Raw genomic sequence first — 22267 nt, 5'->3', positions numbered from 1 at the left:
TGCGGCCCGGGGGGTCGATTTTTCGCTCCGGTTTCGGGTCGGGATGTCGTCGCGGTGGTCTAGCTTGAGGGAGCGCCCGCTGTCACATCTTCGAGGGCGCGGACGATCGAAGGGGAGAGAGCTACAGCCACGTCGATCCGACCGAGAGGTTTTCCTGCACGGTGCCGGGGGGTGCCAGGACAGCACTGGAATCACTTTCGTGAAGGGGAGTTCGTTGCAAGAGCGGCCGTACATTCCGCCCGGGGCCTTCCCGTTGTCCTCCGCCCAGCGTTCGATCTGGGTCGCGCAACAGCTGGCACCCGAGGTCCCCGTCTGCATCGCCCAGTACGTCGACCTGCCCGGAGACCTCGACCTGGATCTGCTGCGCGCCGTCGCGCACGAGGCCGCGCGCGAGTTCCAGTCGCCGTACCTGCGCGTCGTCGAGGTCGACGGCGAGCCCTACCAGTACGTCGATCCGGACCTCGACCGCAGCGACGTCCCGCTGCTCGACTTCTCCGGGGCCCCGGACCCGATGGCCGCGGCGCAGCAGTGGATGAACACCGACTACGCCACCCCGGTCGATCTGGCCCGCGACCCGCTGGTGAACATGACGATCCTGCGGCTCGGCGAGCGACGGCACCTGTGGTACAGCCGGATCCACCACGTCGCCCTCGACGGTTTCGGCGCCATGACGATGGTCAACCGGATCGCCGCCCTGTACTCGGCGGCCCACGAGGACCGGGCCCCCGAGCCGCCCACCGCCGCCGACCTGCACGCCCTCTACCGATCCGACCTCGACTACCGCGGTTCGAGCCGGTACACGAGCGACCGCGACTACTGGATCGGGCGGGTCGCCGGGCTCGAGGACGGATCGACCCTGGCGCGGCGGACGGCCCCGACCGCCGCGCGCAGCACCCTCGACAGCGTCACCCTGCCCGACGACCTGGTCGCCCGGCTGACCGACGCCGACGCCACGAGCGGATCGTCGGCGGCCGCGACGGTGGTCGCGGCGTTCGCGTGCTACCTCTCCCGGATCACCGGCCGCGCCGACGTGATGCTCAACCTGCCGGTGTTCGCGCGGACCACCGTGGCGGCCAAGCGCTCCGGCGGCATGCTCGTCAACACCGCGCCGCTGCACATCCGCCTCGAGGACACCGACACCCGCGGCGACCTGGTGCACCGCGCCCAGCTGGAACTGACCGGTGCGCTGCGGCACCAGCGGTTCAGCCTCGAGGACATCCGCCGCGAGACCGGCACCACCGGCCGGGCCCGCAGCTACGGCGGACCGATGATCAACGTGATGCTCTTCCGCCAGGAGATCGCGCTCGGCCCCATCCGCGGCGAGTTCCACATCATGACCTCGGGTCCGGTCGAGGACCTGCTGGTCAACATCTATCAGAGCGGCACCCCCGCCCGGACGTTCGTGGATTTCCGCGGCAATCCCCACCAGTACGAGCCGGACGAGCTGCGCGAGCACCACGCTCGCTTTGTCGAGCTGTTCGGCGAGTTCCTGCGGGCCGAACCGGACACGCCGGTCGCGCGCATCCACCCCGCGACCGCCGCCGTCGCCGAGCGCCTGCGCCGCGACGCCGACCTCGAGCGGTTCTGGCGGGCCGCCCTGGCCGGGGCGCCCGAACACCTCGAGCTGCCCGCCGACCGTCGCCGCACCGGTCCGCGCAGCACCCCCGTCGCCGCCCGCCTCGACCTACCCGTCCCCGCCGAGCTGGGGGACCGGGTGGGCGACCTCGCCCGGCGCCACGGCGTCACCGCCACCGAGGTGCTGCACGCCGCCGCCGCGGTCCTCGTCGCCCGGCTCACCGCCGGCGCCGACACCCTCGTCGGACTGTCCACCCCGGCCGGGGCGCTGCCGCTGCGGGTGCGGCTCGACGAGAACGAGCCGTTCGCCGAGCTGCTCGGCCGGGTCGCGGCGATCCACGCCGCCGCCACCGCCCACGCCGACGTCCCGGCCGACCGGCTCGCCCGGTGCTTCGACGCACAGCACGTGCCGGCCCTGCCGGTGCTTCTCGACCCCGGCGGCACCGCCGCCGACGACGGCCTCGCGCACGCCGAACTCGCGCTGCACACCGCGACCGGCCCCGACGGCACCCACCTGCGGGGTACGTACGCCACCGACCTCTACGACCCCGCCACCGCACGATCGTTCTTCGAACGTTTGCTGCGGGTTCTGGGCACCGTCGCCGCCGACCCCACCGCCCCGGTCGGCAGCGTCGACATCGTCTTCCCGGACGAAGCGGCGCAGCTGAGCCCGGTCCGCGGACTGCCCGGCGTGTCCCCGCAGCTGTGGCCCGAGATCCTCACCGCGGTGGCTTCGCACGTCCCGGAGGCGAGTGCGCTCGAGTTCGAGGGCCGCACGATGACGTACGGGCAGCTCGACGCCTGGTCCGATCGGGTCGCCCGGGTCCTGATCGACGCCGGCGCCGGGCCGGAGACGTTCGTCGCCCTCGGCATCGCCCGATCCCTCGAATCGGTGGCCGCGATCTGGGCGGTGGCCAAGTCCGGTGCCGCCTACATGCCGGTCGACCCGACGTACCCGGCCGAGCGGATCGAGTACATGCTCGCCGACTCCGGGGCGGTGCTCGGGCTGACCACCACCGCCCACCGCGACGGCCTGCCGGACGACGTGCCGTGGCTGGTGCTCGACGACGCGGAGTTCGTCACGGCGCTGGACTCGGTCCCCGACGGCCCGTTGTCGGACCTCGACCGGCGCGGCGCGCTGCACTTCGACCATCCCGCCTACCTGATCTACACCTCCGGGTCCACCGGTCGACCCAAGGGCGTGGTGGTCCCGCATCGCGGTCTGGCGAACCTGTGCGCCGAACTGCACGGCCGGCACGGCCCCACCTTGCACTCGCGGGTCTCGCACTTCTCGTCGCCGAGCTTCGACGCCTCGGTGTACGAGTACATGACCGCCTTCGCGATCGGCGCCACCCTCGTCGTGGTGCCCCCGACGATCTACGGCGGCGAGGAACTCGCCCGCTTCTTCCGCGAGCAACGCATCACCCATGCCTTCTCCACCCCCGCGGCGCTGGCCTCGGTCGACCCGGAGGGCGTCGCCGCCGAGTCGGTCACCGTCGCCGGGGACGCGTGCCCGCCCGAACTCGTCGCCCGCTGGGCCCCGGGCCGACGGATGTTCAACGCGTACGGCCCGACCGAGGCCACCATCGTCGTCAACATCTGCGGCCCGCTGACGCCGGCACCGGCGATCCCGATCGGCACCCCCGTGCGCGGCACCCACGAGGTCGTCCTGGACTCCCGACTGCGGCCGGTGCCGGTCGGGGTCGCCGGCGATCTCTACATCGCCGGACCGGGCATCACCCGCGGCTACCGCGGCCGGCCCGGGCTCAGCGCCGAACGGTTCGTCGCCGACCCGTTCGGGGCGCCGGGGGAGCGGATGTACCGCACCGGCGACGTGGTGCGCTGGCGCACCGACGGCGACCTCGAGTACCTCGGGCGTTCCGATTTCCAGGTCAAGGTCCGTGGGTTCCGCATCGAGCTCGGCGAGATCGACACCGTCCTCGCCGCCCACGACGATGTCGCGTTCGCGGTGACGATCGGGCACACCGCCCCGTCCGGCGACACCGTCCTGGTGTCCTACGTGCTGCCGCCGGCCGGGCACACCGCCGAACCCGGCGCCCTCCTCGCGCACCTGTCGCGGAGCCTGCCGGCGCACATGGTGCCCACGGCGATCGTCGTCCTCGACGAGATCCCCCTCACTCCCGTCGGCAAGCTCGACCGGCGTGCGCTGCCGGTGCCCGTGCTCGCGCCCGACGGCAGCACCTACGTCGCGCCGTCCTCCGACGCCGAACGGACGGTGGCGCAGGTGTTCGCCGAACTCCTCGGCGTCGACCGCGTCGGTGTCGACGACAGCTTCTTCGATCTCGGCGGGAACTCGCTGATCGCCACCCGGGTGGTCGCCCGCGTCAACGCCGCCCTCGGCACCGACCTGGGCGTGCGGGCATTGTTCGAGGCCCCCACGGTGCGGACCCTGGCCGCCCTGACCGCCGGCGCCGGCGCGGGCACCCGGGCGCCGCTGGTGGCCGGGCCCCGCCCGGACGTGCTCCCGGTCTCCGCAGCGCAGCAGCGGATGTGGTTCGTCAACCAGCTCGACACCACCTCCCCGGCCTACAACATCCCGATGGCGATCCGGCTGCGCGGCCGACTCGACCGCGACGCCCTCACCGCCGCCGTCACCGATGTGCTCGCCCGCCACGAGGCCCTGCGCACCGAGTTCCCGGCCACCGCCGACGGACCCGTCCAGCGGATCCGCCCGGTCGAGCAGGTGCCCGTCGATCTCACCGCGACGACCGTCACCGCCGATGGGCTGGCGCAGCGGGTGGCGGCGGAGGTGACCGCGGGGTTCGATGTGGCGGCGCAGGTGCCGGTGCGGGTGCGGTTGTTCGTGCTCGGCGACGGGGAGCATGTGCTGGTGTTCGTGGTGCATCACATCGCGGCGGACGGGGCGTCGATGGCGCCGCTGGCGCGGGACCTGATGACCGCCTACGCCGCCCGCACCCGGGGACAGGACCCGGCGTGGACGCCGCTGCCGGTGCAGTACGCCGACTACGCGCTGTGGCAGCGGGAGGTCCTCGGCGACCCGGCCGACCCGGACTCGCTCGCCGCCGCCCAACTCGACTACTGGCGCGAGACCCTGTCCGGGGCACCGGAAGTGCTGGCGCTGCCCACCGACCGGCCCCGCCCGCCGCACCAGTCGTTCCGCGGCGCCACCGTCCGCTTCGACGTCGGTGCCGAGCTGTACCGGGCCGTAGGCGAACTGGCCCGCACCCACGGCGCCACCCCCTTCATCACCGTGCACGCCGCCCTGGCGGTGCTGCTGTCCCGGCTGTCGGGCAGCGACGACGTCACCGTGGGCACCCCCGTCTCCGGTCGCGGCGACCGTGCCCTCGACGATCTGGTCGGCATGTTCGTCAACACCGTGGTGCTGCGCACCCCCGTCGACGCGCAGCACACCTTCGCCGAACACCTGACCCGCGTGCGGGACCGGGACCTCGACGCCCTCGCCCACACCGACCTGCCGTTCGACGCCCTGGTCGATGCCGTCCCCGGCCACCGGTCCGAGGCGTACGCGCCGCTGTTCCAGGTGATGCTGGCATTCCAGAACACCGAGTCGGCCCGCCTGCAGCTACCCGACCTGACCGTCGACGTCTCCGAAATCGACACCGGCACCACCAAATTCGATCTGCACCTGACCCTGACCGAGGTCCCCGGCCACGACGGCGCCGCCCTCACCGGCGCCCTGTCGTATGCGACCGACCTGTTCGACCCCGGCACCGTCACCGCCCTCACCGAGCGGTTCGTGCGGCTGCTCACCGCCGTGACCGCCGCCCCGCACGTCCCCGTCGGCGACCTCGACCTGCTCGAGGGGGGAGAACGGGAGCTGATCCTGCGGCGCTGGAACGCCACCGACGCGCCCCGCACCGCGCACACCCTCGCCGACCTGTTCGCCCGGCAGGCCGCCCGCACGCCCGACGCCGACGCCGTCGTGTTCGGCGACGAGACCGTGACGTACGCCGACTTCGACGCCCGCACCAACCGGCTCGCCCGGCACCTGATCGCCGCCGGGGTCGGTCCGGACCGTCTCGTCGGTCTCGCGATGCGCCGCTCGGTCGAGCTGCTCGTCGGGATGTACGCGGTGATCAAGGCCGGCGGCGCGTACCTGCCGCTCGACCCCGACCATCCCGCCGACCGGCTCGAGTACGTCCTGGACAACGCCCGCCCGGTGTGCGTGCTCACCACCACCGCCGACCGGACACCGCTGCCCACCTCCGTCCCGGTCCTCGAGCTGGACCGGCTGGAGCCGAGCGGCGAGTCCGCCGCCGCCCTCACCCCGCAGGAGCGCACCGCCCCGCTGACGGGGGACCACCTCGCCTACGTGCTCTACACCTCCGGCTCCACCGGCCGCCCCAAGGGGGTCGCGGTCCCGCACGCCGCGATCGTCAACCGGCTGCGGTGGATGCAGCACGCCTACCCGCTCACCGCCGAGGACACCGTCCTGCAGAAGACCCCGTTCACGTTCGACGTGTCGGTGTGGGAGTTCTTCTGGCCGTTGCACACCGGGGCTCGGCTCGTCGTCGCCGCACCCGACGGGCACCGCGACCCCGCCTACCTGACCACCGTCGTCGAGCAGCAGCACGTCACCGTGGCGCATTTCGTGCCGTCCATGCTCGCGGTGTTCGTCGCGGCCACCGACGCGGGCCGCTGCCCGTCGCTGCGGCTGCTGTTCTGCAGCGGCGAGGCGCTGCCACCGGCCACGGTCACCGCCGCCCACGCGGCGTTCCCCGCCGCCGCGCTGCACAACCTGTACGGGCCCACCGAGGCCGCCGTCGACGTCACCTCGTGGGCGTGCACCGACGACGACGCCGACGTCGTGCCGATCGGTGCACCGGTGTGGAACACCCGCGTCCACGTCCTCGGCGCGCGGCTGCACCCCGTCCCCGTCGGTGCCGTCGGCGAGCTGTACCTGTCCGGCATCCAGCTCGCCCGCGGCTACGTCGGGCGCGGCGACCTGACCGCCGACCGGTTCGTCGCCGACCCCTTCGGTCCACCCGGCACCCGCATGTACCGCACCGGCGACCTCGTGTCCTGGCGCCGCGACGGCAACCTGGTCTACCTCGGCCGTTCCGACTTCCAGGTCAAGCTCCGGGGGCTGCGAATCGAACTCGGCGAGATCGAGCACGCGTTGCTCGCCGACCCGGTCGTCGCGCAGACCGCCGTCGTGGTGCACCGGCCCACCGGCGCCGCCGACGGTTCCGACGGGGTGCTCGTGGCGTACGTGGTACCCGAGTCCGACCGCACCGTCGACACCGCGGCCCTGCTCGAGGCGGCCGCCGCCCGGCTGCCCGGCTACATGGTGCCCACCCACGTCGTCGTCCTCGACCGGCTCCCGCTGAACCCGAACGGCAAGCTCGACCGCAAGGCCCTGCCCGCCCCGGATCTCGCCGCCGACCGGGCGGCGGAACACGTCGCGCCGCGGACCCCGGTCGAACAGGTGCTGGCCGAGATCTTCGCCGATCTGCTCGCGGTACCGAGGGTCGGTGTGCACGACAACTTCCTGGAACTGGGCGGAAACTCGTTGCTGGCCATGCGGATGGCCGCGCGGATCGCCGCCGCGACCGGCGCCGAGGTGGGCGTGCGGGACCTGTTCGACGCACCCACCGTCGCGGCCCTGGCCGAGCGGCTACGTGACCGTGACGTCGCCGCCCGGCCCCCGCTCGCCGCCGCGACCCGGCCGCCAGTGGTCCCGCTGTCCCCGGCGCAGCAGCGCATGTGGTTCATCAACCAGTTCGACACGACGTCCCCGGCCTACAACATCGCCGTCGCGTTGCGCCTGGCCGGGACGCTGGACCACGCCGCGCTGCGGGCCGCCGCCGCCGACGTCGCCGCCCGGCACGAGACACTGCGCACGCGCTACCCGCTCACCGACGACGGCCCGGTACAGGTCGTGCTGCCCGTCGCGGTGTGGCAGCCCGACTTCACCGTCACCCCCGTCGAGACCGAGGACACGGTGCCCGCGCACATCGACCGGATCGTCGGCACCGGCTTCGACGTCGCCACCGAGGTGCCGGTGCGGATCCGGCTGCTCACCGTCACCGACACCGACCACGTGCTGGTCCTGGTCGTGCACCACATCGCCGCCGACGGATTCTCGATGGGACCGCTGGGGCGGGATCTGATGACCGCGTACGCCGCCCGCGCCGAGGGGCACGCCCCCACCTGGTCGCCGCTGCCGGTGCAGTACGCCGACTACACGCTGTGGCAGCACACCGTGCTGGGCGACGAGTCCGAGCCCGCCTCCCTCGCCGCAAGGCAGCTCGCGTTCTGGCACGACACCCTGGCCGGGGCACCGGAACTGCTCGAGCTGCCGTGGGATCGGCCGCGCCCGGTGCAGCAGTCCGGCCGCGGTGCCCGCGTGGCCTTCGAGATCGGCACCGACACCCATCGCGGGATGCTCGCGTTGGCCCGCGCGCACGACGCGTCGCTGTTCATGGTCGTGCATGCGGCGCTCACGGTGCTGCTGGCCCGGCTGTCCACCAGCGACGACATCGTGATCGGCACCCCCGTCGCCGGCCGCGGCGACCGCGCCCTCGACGATCTCGTCGGCATGTTCGTCAACACCGTCGTGCTGCGGGCCCCGGTCGACGAACGCGAACGGTTCGATTCGCTGCTGCGGCGCGTCCGCTCGGCGGACCTGGCGGCCTTCGGCCAGGCCGACGTCCCGTTCGAGCGGCTCGTCGAGGCCCTCGACCCGCCCCGGTCGACGTCCTACCCGCCGCTGTTCCAGGTGCTGCTCGAATTCCAGGACATCGAGCGCCCCGACATCGCCCTGCCCGGGGCGACGGCCCGCGTGCTCGACCTCGATCCGGGCCTGTCCCCGTTCGACCTGCAGCTGTCGATCGCCGAACGGCCCGCCGGATCCGGCGTGCAGGCGGCGTTCACGTACGCCACCGACCTGTTCGACGCGGCCACAATCGCCTCGTTCGCGGACCGGTTCGTGCGGATCCTCGACGCCGTCACCGCGGATGCGGCCGTGACGGTGGGGGACGTGGAGATCGTCACCCCCCGCGAATTCGCCACCCTCGCCCCGGCGCGGGGCCGGCCCGCGGTCTCCCCCCAGCTGTGGCCCGAACTGCTGTCGTCGGTGGCGGCGATCGTGCCGGAGGCGGTCGCGCTGTCGTTCGAAGGCCGCACCGTCACCTACGGTGAGCTCGACGCCTGGTCCAACCGGCTGGCCCGGGTCCTCGTCGAGCGCGGCGTCGGACCCGAATCCTTCGTCGCGCTGGGGATTTCCCGATCGATCGAGTCGGTGGCGGCGGTGTGGGCGGTGACCAAGTCCGGGGCGGCGTTCGTCCCCGTCGATCCCGGCTACCCGCCCGAGCGGATCGCCTACATGCTCGACGACTGCCGGGCCGTCCTCGGGCTGACCACCACCGCCCACCGTGACGTGTGGCCCGCCGACTCGGTGCCGTGGCTGCTGCTCGACGACCCCGGCCTGCGCCGCGGACTCGACGACGTCTCGCCCGCCCCGGTCACCGACGACGACCGTCGGGCCCCGCTGCGGTACGACCATCCGGCCTACCTGATCTACACCTCCGGCTCGACCGGTCGGCCCAAGGGCGTCGTCGTCACCCACCGCGGCCTGACGAACCTCAATGCCGAAGTGCGCGAACACTTCTCGATCACCCACCGGGCCCGCGTGTCGCATCTGGCCTCGCCGAGCTTCGACGCGTCCCTGTTCGAGCTGACCAAGGCGTTCTGCGCCGGCGCCACTCTCGTCATCGTGCCGCCCACCGTCTACGGCGGCGAGGAACTCGCCCGCATCCTGCGCGAGGAACACATCACCCACGCCTTCGTCACCCCCACCACCCTCGCCTCCCTCGACCCCACCGGGCTCGACGAGCTGCGCGTGCTCGTCGTCGCCGGGGAGGCCTGCCCACCGGAACTGGTCGACCGGTGGGCGCCGGGCCGGCACATGTACAACGGCTACGGCCCGTCCGAGGCCACCATCGAAACCAGCGTCAGCCCCGACATGCGTCCGGACACCACCGTCACCGTCGGCGGCCCCGCGATCGGTTTCCACGAGGTCGTCCTCGACGAACGACTGCGGCCTGTCCCCACCGGGGTCGCCGGTGAGCTCTACATCGCCGGCGCCGGCCTCGCCCGCGGCTACCATCGTCGCCCCGACCTGACCGCCGCCCGGTTCGTCGCCGACCCGTTCGGGGCGCCGGGGGAGCGGATGTACCGCACCGGCGACGTGGTGCGCTGGCGCACCGACGGCACCGTCGAGTACCTCGGGCGTTCCGATTTCCAGGTCAAGGTCCGTGGGTTCCGCATCGAACTCGGCGAGATCGACACCGTCCTGACCGCCCACGACGATGTCGCGTTCGCGGTGACGATCGGGCACACCACCCCGTCCGGCGACACCGCCCTCGTCGCCTACGTGCTGCCGGAGACCGGCCACCACGTCGACACCGCCGCGCTGCGCGCCCACGTCGCCGGGCAACTGCCGGCGCACATGGTGCCCGCCGCGGTCGTCGTCCTCGACGAGATCCCGCTCACCCCCGTCGGCAAGCTCGACCGCCGCGCCCTGCCGGTACCCGACCTGTCGGCCACCGGCGAATACCGCGCCCCGGCCACCGAGACCGAGACCGTCATCGCCGAGATCGTCGCCGAGGCCCTCGGCCACGAGAAGGTCTCCGTCGACGACAGCTTCTTCGACCTCGGCGGGAACTCGCTGATCGCCACCCGGGTGGTCGCCCGCATCAACGCCGCTCTCGGCACCGACGCCGGCGTGCGGGCATTGTTCGAGGCCCCCACGGTGCGGACCCTGGCCGCCCGCATCCTCGACGACCACGCCGGCGGCCCCCGCGTCCCCCTCACCGCAGGCCCGCGCCCGGATAGGATCCCGCTGTCCCCGGCGCAGCAGCGGATGTGGTTCGTCAACCAGTTCGACACCACCTCGGCCGCCTACAACATCCCCCTGGCGATCCGGCTGACCGGCCGCCTCGACCGGGCAGCGCTCACCGCCGCCGTGCACGACCTGATCGCCCGTCACGAAACCCTGCGCACCTGGTACCCGAGCGAGAACACCGGACCGGCGCAGCTGGTCACCGACCCCGTCCAGGCCACCCCCGACCTCGATCCGGTCCCGGTGTCCGCCGATGGACTGGCGCAGCGGGTGGCGGCGGAGGTGACCGCGGGGTTCGATGTGGCGGCGCAGGTGCCGGTGCGGGTGCGGTTGTTCGTGCTCGGCGACGGGGAGCATGTGCTGGTGTTCGTGGTGCATCACATCGCGGCGGACGGGGCGTCGATGGCGCCGCTGGCGCGGGACCTGATGACCGCCTACGCCGCCCGCACCCGGGGACAGGACCCGGCGTGGACGCCGCTGCCGGTGCAGTACGCCGACTACGCGCTGTGGCAGCGGGAGGTCCTCGGCGACCCGGCCGACCCGGACTCGCTGACCGCCCGGCAGCTCGACTACTGGCGCACCGCCCTGGCCGACCTGCCGGAGATCCTGCCGCTGCCCACCGACCGGCCCCGCCCCCCGCACCAGTCGTTCCGCGGCGCCACCGTCCGCTTCGACGTCGAACCCGACCTGCACCGCCGCCTCACCGACCTCGCCGCCGCCCACGGCACCACCGTGTTCATGGCCGTGCACGCCGCCCTGGCGGTGCTGCTGGCGCGACTGTCGGGCAGCGACGACATCGCGGTGGGCACTCCCATCGCCGGCCGGGGGCATCGTGCCCTCGACGATCTGGTCGGCATGTTCGTCAACACCCTGGTGCTGCGCACCCCGGTCACCCCGGCCCTGCCGTTCACCGACCACCTCGAACGCACCCGCGAGGTCGATCTCGCCGCCTTCGGCCACGCAGACCTGCCCTTCGAGAAGCTCGTCGACGCTCTCGCCCCCACCCGCGCCACCGACCATGCCCCGCTCGTCCAGGTGGTCCTCGAATTCCAGAACAACGAACGCGCCCACCTGCAGCTGCCGGACCTGACCGTCGACGCCCTCGACGCCGACGCCCCCGTCGCCAAGTTCGACCTGCAGCTGACGATGGGGGAGAACCCGCCCGCCGGTCCCGACCCCGCCGGCATGACCGGCGCCTTCACCTTCGCCACCGACCTGTTCGACGCCGCCACCGTCACCACCTTCGCCGAGCGGTTCGTGCGGCTGCTCACCGCCGTCACCACCGACCCCGCCCGGCCCGTCGGCGACCTCGACCTGCTCGACCCGGCCGAACGACCCGCGCCCGCGCCCCGCCCCGTCCGGCACGCCGAGACCCTCACCGCCGTCTTCGCGCGGTCCGTCGCCGCCGGACCCGACACGGTCGCGATCACCGCCCCCACCGACCCGGCCACCCCGGCGCTGACCTACCGCGAACTCGCCGCGCGGGCCCGCCGCCTGGCCCGGGACCTGATCGCCCACGGCGCCGGACCCGACCGGCTCGTCGCCGTCGCCGTGCCCCGCTCCACCGACCTGATCGTCACCCTGCTCGCCGTCCTCGAGACCGGCGCCGGATACCTGCCCGTCGACGTGTCCTACCCGCCGGAGCGGCTCGCGTTCCTCTTCGACGACGCCCGACCGGTGTGCATCGTCAGCACCACCGCCGACACCGCCGCCCTGCCCGCCGGGGACACCCCGGTGCTGCTGCTCGACACCCCCGACACCGCCGCCCGGCTCGCCGACCTACCCGACGGCCCGCTCACCGACGCCGACCGGCTCGGAGCGCTGCACCCCGACCACGCCGCCTACGTCATCTACACCTCCGGCTCGACCGGCCGCCCCAAGGGCGTCGTCGTCCCGCACCGCAACGTCGTCACCCTCCTCGCCGAAACCCAGGGCCGGTTCGGGTTCGACGAGCACGACGTGTGGACCATGTTCCACTCCTACGCCTTCGACTTCTCGGTGTGGGAACTGTGGGGCGCCCTCGCCTACGGTGGCCGCCTCGTCGTCGTCGACCACCACACCGCCCGCTCCCCGGAGGCATTCCTCGACCTGCTGCGCCGCGAGCACGTCACCGTGCTCAACCAGACACCGACCGCGTTCTACCAGCTGATCGAGGCCGACCGCGCCGCCGGCGACCACACCCTGTCGCTGCGCTACGTCGTCTTCGGCGGCGAGGCCCTCGACCTCGCCCAGCTCGAACGCTGGTATCGCCGCCACCCGGACACCGCCCCGGCGCTGGTGAACATGTACGGCATCACCGAAACCACCGTGCACGTGACCCTGCAGCCGCTGGACCGGCAGTTCGCCGCGACCGCCTCGGCCAGCGTCATCGGCGACGCCATCCCCGGCCTGACGGTGCACGTCCTCGACCGGCGCCTGCACCCGGTGCCGACGGGCGTGATCGGCGAGATGTACGTCTCCGGGGACCAGGCCGCCCGCGGCTACCTCGGCCGCCCCGACCTGACCGCCGCGCGCTTCGTCGCCGACCCGTTCGCCGGCCCGGGCGCGCGCATGTACCGCACCGGCGACCTCGCCCGCCGCCGCCGCGACGGCCGGCTCGAATACCTCGGCCGCAGCGACTTCCAGGTGCAGCTGCACGGTTTCCGCATCGAGCTGGGGGAGGTGGAGGCGGCGTTGCTGCGCTGCCCGGGCGTCGCCCGCGCCGTCGTCGTGCTCCACCGCGACGAGCGGGCCGCCGACCGCCTCGTCGGATACGTGGTTCCGGAGACCGGCGCGACCGTCGACGTGGCCGCCACGCTCGAGCAGGTCGCCGTCGGTCTCGCCGCCTACATGGTCCCGGCCACCCTCGTCGTCCTCGACACCCTGCCGGTCACGGCCACCGGCAAACTCGACCGCAGGGCACTGCCCGACCCCGACTTCGGCGCGCTGGCCACCACGACCCGCGCCCCCGCCGGCCACCTCGAAAGGCAGCTCGTCGAGCTGTTCGCGCAGGTCCTCGGCCTCGACACGGTCGGCGTGGACGACTCGTTCTTCGCGCTCGGCGGGGACAGCATCATGTCCATCCAGCTGGTCTCACGCGCCCGCGCCGACGGCATCGAGCTGAGCCCCCGGGACGTGTTCGAACGCAAGACCCCCGCCTCGCTCGCCGCCGTCGCCACCCTCGGCGACGGCCCCGCCGTCCTCGCGGAGCTGCCCGGCCGCGGCGTCGGCGCCGTCCCCCTGACCCCGATCGTGCGGTGGATGCTCGAACGCGGCGGTAGCATCGACCGCTACTCGCAGGCCGCGCTGTTGCGGCTGCCCGCCGGGTTGGACCGTGCCACCCTGACGGCCACGCTGCAGGCGGTGCTGGACCGGCACGACATCCTCCGCGCCCGCCTCGTCCCCGACGTCGACGACCCCGCCGGCGTCGGCCTGCAGGTCCGCGGCCCCGGCGCGGTCACCGCCGACCCGCTCATCCACCGCGTCCCCGTCACCACCGCCGCCGACACCGACGACTTCTTCGCCCTCGCCGCCGCCGAACTCGACGCCGCCGCCGACCGCCTCGACACCGCCGCCGGAATCCTGCTGCAGGCGGTGTGGTTCGACGCCGCCGCCGGCGCCGGGCGCCTGCTGCTGGTCGTGCACCACCTCGCCGTCGACGGGGTGTCCTGGCGCATCCTCGTCCCCGACCTCGCAACCGCGTGGGCCGCCGCCCGTCACGGCACCGCGATCGAGGACACCCCCGCCGGCACCTCCGTGCGACGCTGGGCGCACGCCCTCGTCGACGCCGCGCACCGCGCCGACCGTGTCGCCGAACTCGACCGCTGGACCGCGATCCTCGACGGGGACGACCCGCTGCTCGGGGACCGTCCGCTCGACCCGGTCGTCGACACCAACGCCACGGTCCGCACCCTGGCCACCGACCTGCCCGCCGACGTCACCGCAGCGCTGCTGACCACGGTGCCCGGCGCGTTCCACGGCACCGTCAACGACGGCCTGCTCACCGCCCTGGCACTGGCGGTCACCGCCTGGCGCCGCGACCGCGGCACCGTCACCGACGACGTCCTGATCGCGCTCGAGGGTCACGGCCGCGAAACCGCCGTCGCCCCCGGCGCGGACCTCTCCCACACCGTCGGGTGGTTCACCACCATTCATCCGGTCCGGTTCGACCTGAGCGATGTCGACCTGCCGGATGCGCTCGACGGCGGCGACGCTGCCGGCGCCGCAGTCAAGGCCGTCAAGGAACAACTCGCCGCCGTCCCCGACCACGGCATCGGGTTCGGCCTGCTGCGCTACCTCAACGCCGACACCGCCGCCCGGTTGCGCACCCGCCCCGCCCCGCAGATCAGCTTCAACTACCTGGGTCGGCTCACCCCGGGCGTCACCGACGCGGACACCCCGTGGCTCCCGGTCGACGCCTTCGACCGGGGCGGCGCGCAGAGCCCGGATATGCCGGCCGCCGCGGTCGTCGACATCAACGCCGTCACCGTGCCCACCACCGACGGGCCCGTGCTGCGCGCCACCTGGTCCTACCCGCAGCACCTGCTCACCGACGCCGACGTCGCCGCCCTCACCGAGCGGTGGGCGGCCGCCGCCGCCGCCCTCGCCCGACACGTCCACCGCCCGCACGCCGGGGGCCTGACCCCGTCCGACGTGCCCCTCGTCGCCCTCGACCAGCCCGCCCTCGACCGCCTCGAACGCCACTACCGCGCGGCCGGGCACGCCGGCGGCCTGGCCACCGTGTGGCCCGTCGCCCCGCTGCAGGCCGGGTTGCTGTTCCACGCCCTGCTCGCCGAGCAGTCCGCCGACGCCTACGTCGTCCAACTCGTCCTCGACCTGCAGGGCACCGTGGACCCGGACCGGCTGCGCCGCGCCGCGCAACTGCTGCTCGACCGCCACCCCAACCTGCGGGCCGCGTTCGCCGACGACGGCTCCGGCGGCTTCGTGCAGGTCGTGCCCGCCCGCGTCGACCTGCCCTGGACGGTGCTCGACCTGACCGGCCTCGACGACCCGGACCGCCAGGCGGCGCGCCTGCTCGACGAGGACCGCCGCACCCGTTTCGACACCGCCGTCGCCCCGCTGCTGCGCGCCACCCTCGTGCGGGTCGCCGCCGACCGGTACCGACTGGCCCTGACCAACCACCACATCCTGCTCGACGGCTGGTCCACTCCGCTGCTGGTCAAGGATCTGCTGCTGCTCTACGCCACCGACGGCGACACCGCGGCCCTCGGCCGCCCGCGCAGCTACGGCGACTACCTGCGGTGGCTGGCCGGGCAGGACACCGACGTCGCCGCGGACGCCTGGGCCCACGCCCTCGCCAGCCTCGACGAACCCACCCTGCTCGCCCCCACCCACCGGCCCGGTCGCACCGCCGCGGTCTCGCAAGATCTCGACCTGGACCTTCCGGGTGGGCTCGCCGCGCGCCTCGACGCCGTCGCCGCCGACCGCGGCGTGACCGTCAACACCGTGGTGCAGACCGCGTGGGCGCTCGTGCTCGGTGCGCTCACCGGCCGCGACGACGTCGTCTTCGGCGCCACCGTCTCCGGCCGGCCCCCGCAGGTCACCGGAATCGAGTCGATGGTGGGGCTGTTCATCAACACCGTCCCGGTCCGGGTCACCGTGCGCCCCGCCGAGACCCTCGGCGCCCTGCTCGACCGAGTACAGGCCGAGCAGGCGGCCCTGCTCGACCACCACCACATCGGACTGAGCACCATCGAACGCCGGGTCGGCGCCGCCGCCGGCTTCGACACCCTCACCGTGTTCGAGTCCTACCCGGTGGACCGGGCCGGTCTGACCGAGGACACCGACATCGCCGGGATGCGGGTGGCCGGGATCAGCGGCCACGACGCCACGCACTACCCGCTGAGCATCGTCGCCCACCCGGCCGGCAGCGGGGACACCGCCACCCTGCACCTGCGGCTGAAGTACCTGCCCGAAGTCTTCGACCGTGCGACCGTCGAGACCATCGCCCACCGCATCGAGAAGGTCCTGACCGCCCTCGCCGGCGATCTGCACGCCCCGGCCGCGGCCGTCGACGTGCTCGTCGGCGACGAACGCGCCGCCCTGGCCCCGGTCCGTGGTCCCGTCGGCGGCACCACCCACACCCTGCCGGAGCTGTTCGGCGCGACCGCCGCCGCGCACCCGGACGCCGTCGCGATCGTCGACGGCGCCACCCGGTGGACCTACCGCCGCCTCGACGACTGGTCCACCCGCGCCGCACGCGTCCTGACCGACCTCGGCGTGGGCCCGGAAACCTTCGTGGCTCTGGGCATCTCGCGGTCGCTGCATTCGGTGGCCGCGATGTGGGCCGTGACCAAGACCGGTGCCGCGTTCGTGCCCGTCGACCCGAACTATCCCACCGACCGCATCGCCTTCATGCTCGCCGACAGCGGCGCCGCCCTCGGGCTCACCACCGCCGCACACCACGACACCCTGCCCGGCACCGTCCGCTGGCTCACCGTCGACACCGACGACTTCGCCGCCCGGCTCGCCGACACCCCCGCCGGGCCCCTCGGCGACGCCGACCGCCGCGGCCCCCTGCGGCTGGACCACCCCGCCTACCTCATCTACACCTCCGGTTCCACCGGCCGCCCGAAGGGTGTGGTGACCACCCACCGCAGCCTCGAGAACTTCGCCCTCGACCAGCGGGAGCGGTTCGGGGCCGGACCCGACGCCACCGTCATGCACTTCTCCTCCCCGAGCTTCGACGCCTCGATCTTCGAGTACCTGCTCGCGTTCGGTTCCGGCGCCGCCCTCGCGGTCGTACCGCCCACCGTGTACGGCGGTGAGGAACTCGCCCGCGTCCTGCGCGAGCACAGCGTCACCCACGGCTTCATCACCCCCGCCGCCCTCGCCTCCCTGCCCGCCGCCGACCTCGACGCCTTCGCCGACCTCGCCGTCGGCGGTGAGGCCTGGCCGGCCGAACTACGCGACACCTGGGCACCCGGCCGGCGCCTGGTCAACGCCTACGGCCCCACCGAGACCACGATCATGGCCGCGATCAGCGCCCCGATGACCGCCGCCGGCCCCCTCACCCTCGGGGGACCGCTGCGCGGTGTCCGCGCCGTCGTCCTCGACGCCGCCCTGCGCCCCGTGCCCGCCGGCGTCGCCGGCGAGCTGTACCTCGGCGGCCTCGGCCTGGCCCGCGGCTACCACGCCCGCCCCGACCTGACCGCCGCCCGGTTCGTCGCCGACCCGTTCGGGACGCCGGGGGAGCGGCTGTACCGCACCGGCGACGTGGTGCGCTGGACCGACGCCCTCGAACTGGAATACGTGGGCCGCTCCGACTTCCAGGTCAAGGTCCGCGGGTTCCGCATCGAACTCGGCGAGATCGACGCCGCGTTGTGCAGCCACCCTGACGTCGCGTTCGCCGCGACCCTCGGCCACACCGCGCCCTCCGGGGAGACGGTGCTCGTCGCCTACGTGCTGCCCACCCCCGGCCACGAAATCGGCACCGACATCCTGCGCGCGCACGTCGGCGACCGGCTGCCCGCGCACATGGTGCCCGCCGCGGTCGTCGTCCTCGACGAGATCCCGCTCACCCCGGTCGGCAAACTCGACCGCCGCGCCCTGCCCGCACCGGACCTGTCCGGCGGCAGCGGGGACTACATCCCACCGGCCGACGAACTCGAAACCGCCGTCGCCGGGGTGTTCGCCGACGTCCTCGGCCTCGACCGGGTCTCGGTGACCGACAACTTCTTCGACATCGGCGGCAACTCCCTCGTCGCAACCCGCGCCGCGTCGCGTCTCGGCGCCGCCCTCGGCGTCGACCTCGGGGTACGGGCCCTGTTCGAAGCCCCGAGCGTCCGCGCCCTCGCGGCCCGGCTGGCCGCGACCCCGGGAACCGAACCGGTCACCGGTGCCGGACCGGTCCGCCGCCCCCGCCCGGACCGCATCCCCCTGTCCCCGGCCCAGCAACGGATGTGGTTCGTCAACCAGTTCGACACCAGCTCCCCGGCCTACAACATTCCGCTCGCGATCCGGCTGACCGGTCATCTGTCCGTCGCCGCGCTCGACACCGCCGTCCGCGACGTCCTGGCCCGGCACGAGAGCCTGCGCACCGTCTACCCGGCCGGCCCCGACGGGCCCGTGCAGCGGATCCTCGACGCCGACGACGTCGGTCTCACCGTCGACGTCGTGCCCGCCACCGAGGACACCGTCCTCGCTGCCGCCGCGGAGTTCGCCGCCACCGGATTCGACGTCACCGTCGACGTGCCGCTGCGGGCGCGGGTGTATGCGCTCGGCCGCGACGAGCACCTCGCCGTCCTCGTCGTCCACCACATCGCCGGGGACGGCTTCTCCACCGGGCCCCTCGCCCGCGACCTGATGACCGCCTACCGCTCACGCACCCGCGGCGACGCCCCCGCCTGGGCGCCACTGGACGTGCAGTACGCCGACTACACCCTCTGGCAGGTCGGCCGCCTCGGCGCCGCCGCCGTCCCCGGTTCCCTCGCCGCCACCCAGCTCGACTACTGGCGCACCGCCCTGGCCGGCCTGCCCGAAGTCCTCGCCCTGCCCACCGACCGGCCGCGGCCCGCACAGCAGTCCTTCCGCGGCGACGTCGTCCGCTTCCCGATCGACGCCGCCCTGCACGAACGCCTCACCCGCCTCGCCGCCGCCCGCGGCACGACCGTGTTCATGGCCGTGCACGCGGTGCTGGCGGTGCTGCTGGCGCGGTTGTCGGGCAGCGACGACATCGCGGTGGGCACTCCCATCGCCGGCCGGGGGCATCGTGCCCTCGACGATCTGGTCGGCATGTTCGTCAACACCCTGGTGCTGCGCACCCACGTTCCCGGACAGCGCACCTACGCCGATCTGCTCACCGCCGTCACCACCACCGACCTCGACGCCTTCGCCCACGCCGACGTCCCCTTCGAACAGGTCGTCGAAGCCGTCGACCCGGCCCGTTCCACGGCCCACGCGCCGCTGTTCCAGGTCTCGCTCGAATTCCAGAACACCGCACGCCCCCGCCTCGAACTGCCGCACCTGACCGTCAGTGGCGTGCCGCTCGACCCGACGGTCGCCAACTTCGACCTCGAACTGCTCCTCGGCGAGAACCACGACGACACCGGCGCCCCCGCCGGCTTCGACGCCGCCCTCGTCTACGCCACCGACCTGTTCGACGCCGACACCGTCACCGCCTTCGCGGACCGGTTCGTCCGCCTCCTCGACGCCGTCACCGCCGCCCCCGACACCCCCGTCGGCGACATCGACCTCGTCACCGACGAGGAGCGTCGTGCCCTGGTCCCCGCCCACGGCCCGCACACCCTCGGCACCCGAGTGTGGCCGCAGATCCTCGCCGACGCCGTCGCCGTCGACCCGGACGCCCTCGCCGTCGTCGACGGGCCCCGCCGCGCCACCTACCGCGAACTCGACGCCCACTCGAGCCGCCTCGCCCGGATGCTCGTCGACTACGGTGTCGGCCCCGAGACGGTCGTCGCCCTCGGTCTGCCCCGCAGCCTCGACTCCGTGACCGCCCTGTGGGCCGTGACCAAGACCGGCGCCGCGTTCGTGCCCGTCGACCCGAGCTACCCGCGTGAACGCATCGAGTACATGCTCACCGACAGCGGTGCCGCCCTCGGCCTCACCGTCACCGCCCATCGCGACGGGCTGCCCGCCACCGTGCCGTGGTTCGCGCTGGACTCCGCCACCACCGTCGCCGAACTCGCGCCGTACGCACCCGAGCCCCCGACCGACGCCGAGCGCACCGCGACCCTCGAACCCGACCATCCCGCCTACCTGATCTACACCTCCGGGTCGACCGGCCGCCCCAAGGGCGTCGTGCTCACCCACCGCGGCCTGTCCGACCTCGCCGTCGAGGAACACCTGCACCTCGACGTCCGGCCCGGCAGCCGCGTCTCGCACCTGGCCTCGCCGAGCTTCGACGCCTCGGTGTTCGAACAGATGATGGCCCTCTCGGCCGGTGCCACCCTCGTGATCGTGCCCCCGGCCGTGTACGGCGGCGACGAACTCGCCGAGGTCCTGCACGCCGAACAGGTCACGCACGCGTTCATCACCCCGACCGCGCTGGCCTCCCTCGACCCGGACACCGTCGACAGCGTGGGGGTTCTCCTCGTCGCCGGTGAGGCCTGCCCTCCCGAACTCGTCGCCCGGTGGGCCCCCGGCCGCCGCCTGGTCGACGCCTACGGCCCCACCGAGGCGACCATCATGACCTCCATCAGCGATCCTTTGGCGCCGGGGGAACCCGTCACCATCGGCCGGCCCACCCGCGCCTTCCACGCCGTCGTCCTCGACGCCCGGCTGCGACCGGTGCCCGTCGGGGTCGCCGGTGAGTTGTACGTCGCGGGACCGGGCCTCGCGCGGGGCTACCACGCCCGCCCCGACCTGACCGCCGCGCGGTTCGTCGCCGACCCGTTCGGGGCGCCGGGGGAGCGGCTGTACCGCACCGGCGACGTGGTGCGCTGGACCAAGGACCACAGCCTCGAATACGTCGGTCGCTCCGATTTCCAGGTCAAGGTCCGCGGGTTCCGCATCGAACTCGCCGAGATCGACGCCGCGCTCACCGGGCACCGGGACGTGGTGTTCGCGCACACCGTCGGCCGCACCGCCCCGTCCGGGGAGACCGTCCTCGCCTCGTACGTCCTGCCGGCCCCCGGCAGCGCCCCCGATCCCGCCGACATAAAAGCATTTGCGGCGCAACAACTTCCGGGCCACATGGTGCCGACCGCCGTGGTCGTGCTCGACAGGATCCCGCTCACGCCGGCCGGCAAACTGGACCGGCGGGCCCTCCCGGAGCCGGACTTCGCCGCGCTCGGCGGCACCTACCGCGCCCCGGCCACGGAACTCGAACACACCGTGGTGGGGGTATTCGTCGACTATCTCGGCCTGGACCGGGTCTCGGTCGACGACAACTTCTTCGACCTCGGCGGCACCTCGCTGCTCGCCACCCGGATGCTGCCGGCACTCGGTGAGCGCCTCGGGCGGCCCGTCCCGCTGCACTCGATCTTCACGCATCCGACCCCCGCCGGCCTCGCCGCCCACCTCGGGGGCCCGCAGGAACGCACCGGCATCGACGAGGCCCTGCAGGTGCTCGTCCCCCTGCGCGACGGCACCGGCGCACCGCTGTTCTGCGTCCACCCGGCCGCCGGGTTGTCGTGGGCCTACGCGCCGCTCGCCCAGCGCGTCGGCGGCGACCGCCCCGTCTACGGGCTCCAGTTGCCCACTCTCAGTGGTGGTCCCGCCCCGGAGTCGGTCACCGCGCTGGCCCGGCGGTACGTCGAGGAGATCCGCCGTATCCAGCCGCACGGCCCCTATCACCTGCTCGGCTGGTCGCTCGGCGGCGTCGTCGCCCACGCCGTCGCCGTGGAACTGCGCCGGGGAGGGGAGCGGGTGGACACCCTCGCCCTGCTCGACAGTCACCTCAGCGTCCGGGGCGCCGGCTCGGTCGGGATCCGCGACATGCTCCGCGATCTGGGTGTGCCGTTCGACGCCGAACAGGAACCGACCTACGAGCAGGCGTCGGAGCTGCTCGATGCGGCGCTGGGCGGCGACACCGGTCTGACCGCCGCGCACCTCGAGCGGATCCACCGGGGCTCGGCCGCCGCGTTGCGGGCCGCCCGCCGGCACGGGCCCGCCACCTTCGACGGGGACGTGCTGTTCTTCACCGCCGTCCGGTCCGCCGCTCCGGTCGCGGCGGTCGCGGCCTGGCACAACGTGGTGTCGGGGGAGATCCACCAGTACCGGATCGACTGCGATCACCACGAGATGGTGTCCCCGCACGCGGTCGAGGCGATCGTGCAGGTCCTGTCGGCGCGACTGGCGGACCCGGCGGTCACTGGCGCGGGCCCACGGAACTGAAATCGTCTTCGGGACAGCATCTTCCGTATCCCCGCGGACGGTCACGGA

General features: G+C 73.6%; 1 protein-coding gene. It reads left to right on the top strand.

All coding sequences use genetic code 11. The features are described 5' to 3' along the window. Positions 1–214: 214 nt before the first annotated feature. A complete protein-coding gene (locus RR3_RS09730; protein ID WP_234420189.1) occupies positions 215–22219 on the top strand; it encodes a non-ribosomal peptide synthetase in 22005 nt (7334 codons plus the stop codon). Positions 22220–22267: the final 48 nt, after the last annotated feature.

It is taken from the genome of Rhodococcus ruber NBRC 15591, assembly GCF_001894945.1.
Taxonomy (GTDB): domain Bacteria; phylum Actinomycetota; class Actinomycetes; order Mycobacteriales; family Mycobacteriaceae; genus Rhodococcus; species Rhodococcus ruber.
The sequence above is the reverse complement of the archived record's forward strand: the minus strand, read 5'-3'. Positions and strand labels throughout refer to the sequence as shown.